This is a genomic window from Martelella alba (genome assembly GCF_005217455.1).
Classification (GTDB): Bacteria; Pseudomonadota; Gammaproteobacteria; order Enterobacterales; family Enterobacteriaceae; genus Acerihabitans.
This window is the reverse complement of record NZ_SZPQ01000099.1, coordinates 1-2,584: the sequence shown is the minus strand read 5'-3', so window position 1 is coordinate 2,584 and position 2,584 is coordinate 1. Positions and strand designations below refer to the sequence as shown.

Genomic DNA, 2,584 nt, shown 5'->3' with positions numbered 1-2,584 from the left:
GTCGAAAATGAGATTGCCCTGGCGGAGCATTTGGAAACCGCTGGATTGTGGCGCCGGGCCGCGCGTCAATGGTTAGCAGTGCTTGATATTTTACCGGCCTCACAGGAACAGCGGCGTTCACAAATAACCGCTCGCCGCGCCTACTGCATCACGATGGGTAATTACTTTTGCAATGATTACGCCGGCATTAGTGAAGCCCGCCTGGTGGATTATGTTGATGGGGTGGCGGCATGACTGATTTAACCCAGGTTAATGGTGTGCGTAGGGTGCATGCGCCAGCCATCAGGTATCACGGTGGAAAATTTCGCATAGCCCCGTGGATTATTTCTCATTTCCCGGCCCATGCCTGCTATGTCGAGCCGTTCGGTGGTGGTGCTGGTGTGCTACTGCAAAAACCGCGCAGCTATGCGGAGGTTTACAACGATCTCGATAGCGATATCGTCAATCTGTTTCGGGTACTGCGGGATCCTGAGCTGAATAGCCAATTGCGGGATGCGTGTCTGTTAACGCCCTACGCCCGCGAGGAATTTTATGCCGCTTATGATCCAGGCGATACGCCGCTGGAACGCGCACGCCGGACAGTTGTGCGGGCCACAATGGGTTTTGGCTCCGGCGCAGCCAACAAAAGAACTGGATTTCGCGGGGACAGCAAACGGAAATATGCCACGGCAGCGGATTGCTGGGCGCGTTATCCCACAAATTTGTCGGCGCTATGCCAACGCCTGCAAGGTGTGATTATCGAAAACAAAGACGCTCTGACCGTCATGCGGGCACATGACGCCGCGACAACTCTGCATTACATCGATCCGCCGTATCTACCAGAAACCCGTGTGTGGCGCGGTGGCGCTTACCGGCATGAAATGGACGTTTTTGGACATGAACAATTGCTGGCAGTGGCGCGAACGCTGGTGGGGCATGTGGTAATCAGCGGTTATGACAGCGAACTTTATAACGACTACCTGTCTGGTTGGGAAACGTACAAAAAAGAGTCCCGCATTAGCGCCGGACGCGGAACCGCTTTAAGGATCGAATGTTTGTGGATTCGCAATGCATCGTCGGAGGTAGCGGCATGAACCCATACTGCTCCGCACTGGAACAACTCCGCCACCAGCCTACCCACAAACTCAAACAGATTGGCGATCAATGGCGCACTCCGGAACCGCTGTTCTGGGGAATTAACGCCATGTTTGGCCCGTTGGTGCTGGATCTGTTCGCCGACGCGAGCAACACGAAATGCGCGGCATTTTACACCGCCGTGGAAAACGCGCTGGCTCAAGACTGGTCCGCACGCCTGTCAGTGCTAGGCGGCGCCGCTTTCGCTAATCCACCGTATTCCCGCGCCAGTCAGCATGAGGGGCAATACATCACCGGTATGGTTCACATCATGGAACATACCATGGCGATGCGGGAACGCAGCGGGCGGTATGTTGTTCTGATAAAGGCCGCCACATCGGAAACCTGGTGGCCGGAGTGGGCCGACCACATTGTATTCATTCGCGGCCGCATTGGTTTTGATGTCCCGACTTGGTTTAAGCCGGCGGACGCGCAGCAGGTACCGACCGGGGCGTTTTTTGCCGGGGCGATCGCCGTCTTTGATAAAACATGGACTGGTCCAGCTATGGGGTACGTCAATCGAGACGATCTGATCGCCCGCGGCGAAACCGCGCTGGCGCAAATGCGCTGGATGGCATCACGCATGAACCAAATACAAAATATTCCGGTACACGGGGTGGCGGCATGAGATTAACTCCACCGCGCTTACATTCAGCGCTCGCGTGCGTGAAGGCGTATGTCAGTCGAATGCCGGAGGGCGTGACGCTCACGCAATTATCACAGAAGGTCCAGGCATACAGCGATCTGAGTCGGAAGGATAAGGAGTTGCTGATCGATCATATCCGGGATAACGAAATGCTGGCTGTTGTGCGGGCCAGTAATTCTCTCAAAACCACACTGCACCATCCGAAATACGGGCATGTATCGATTTCAGTTCCACCAGTCGCTGACGGAAAACCCATGGAAACTCTGAAAATGACAAAACCAGTTACACCGGAAGAGCTACGCAAACAAGCTGAGGTATTGCTGAAAGCCGCTCAGGAGGCGGAGGACAATGCGTCAGCTCGTAACACCATCAAAAAGCAGCTTGATCCGCTGAAACTTGAAATTTTCCAGGCTTATGGGGCCATGGACCGGAAATTTAATGAACTGTTGGACGCCATGGCGGAGATGGAAAAGGCGCTCCAGAAGCTTAAGCAGCTTTCATTTTGAGGATGTGTGCATATGCGATTGATATTGCCGTTCCCACCCAGCGTGAACACCTACTGGCGGTCCCCAAACAAGGGGCCGCTGGCCGGTCGGCATTTAATCAGCGCGGCCGGTCGGCAATATCGCTCTGCCGTATTGGCGGAAATCGTTGAATCCCTCCACCGCTACCCAGCGCCGCTGGTGGATGACGTGAGCGTCAATCTGGTGCTATTCCCACCGAATCGTGCCCGCCGGGATCTGGATAACTGTTTCAAAGCCCTGTTTGACGCTCTCACACATGCAGGTATCTGGAAAGACGACAGTCAAGTTAAACGCCTCGCTG

The 2,584-nt window shown here is 54.8% G+C and carries 5 protein-coding genes; all 5 read left to right on the top strand.

Going from position 1 to position 2,584, the window contains the following annotated elements; translation table 11 throughout:
- Positions 1-234, top strand: a 234-nt coding sequence (locus tag FCN80_RS25600) for a PerC family transcriptional regulator (RefSeq protein ID WP_230492969.1), incomplete at its 5' end; no start/stop codon positions are given.
- Positions 231-1,073: a DNA adenine methylase gene (locus FCN80_RS25595; protein ID WP_136993144.1), complete on the top strand. Its 843-nt coding sequence runs from the start codon at positions 231-233 to the stop codon at positions 1,071-1,073. The genes FCN80_RS25600 and FCN80_RS25595, both read left to right, overlap by 4 nt.
- Entirely contained in the window at positions 1,070-1,741 is a 672-nt protein-coding gene (locus FCN80_RS25590; protein WP_136993142.1) for a phage N-6-adenine-methyltransferase, read from the top strand. The genes FCN80_RS25595 and FCN80_RS25590 overlap by 4 nt, the downstream gene beginning before the upstream one ends.
- Before the next feature lie 59 nt (positions 1,742-1,800).
- On the top strand, positions 1,801-2,265 hold the full coding sequence (locus FCN80_RS25585; RefSeq protein WP_230492968.1) for a hypothetical protein: 465 nt from the start codon (positions 1,801-1,803) through the stop codon (positions 2,263-2,265).
- Positions 2,266-2,277: 12 nt separating this feature from the next.
- On the top strand, positions 2,278-2,584 hold a 307-nt coding region (locus FCN80_RS25580; protein ID WP_136993139.1), incomplete at its 3' end, for a RusA family crossover junction endodeoxyribonuclease.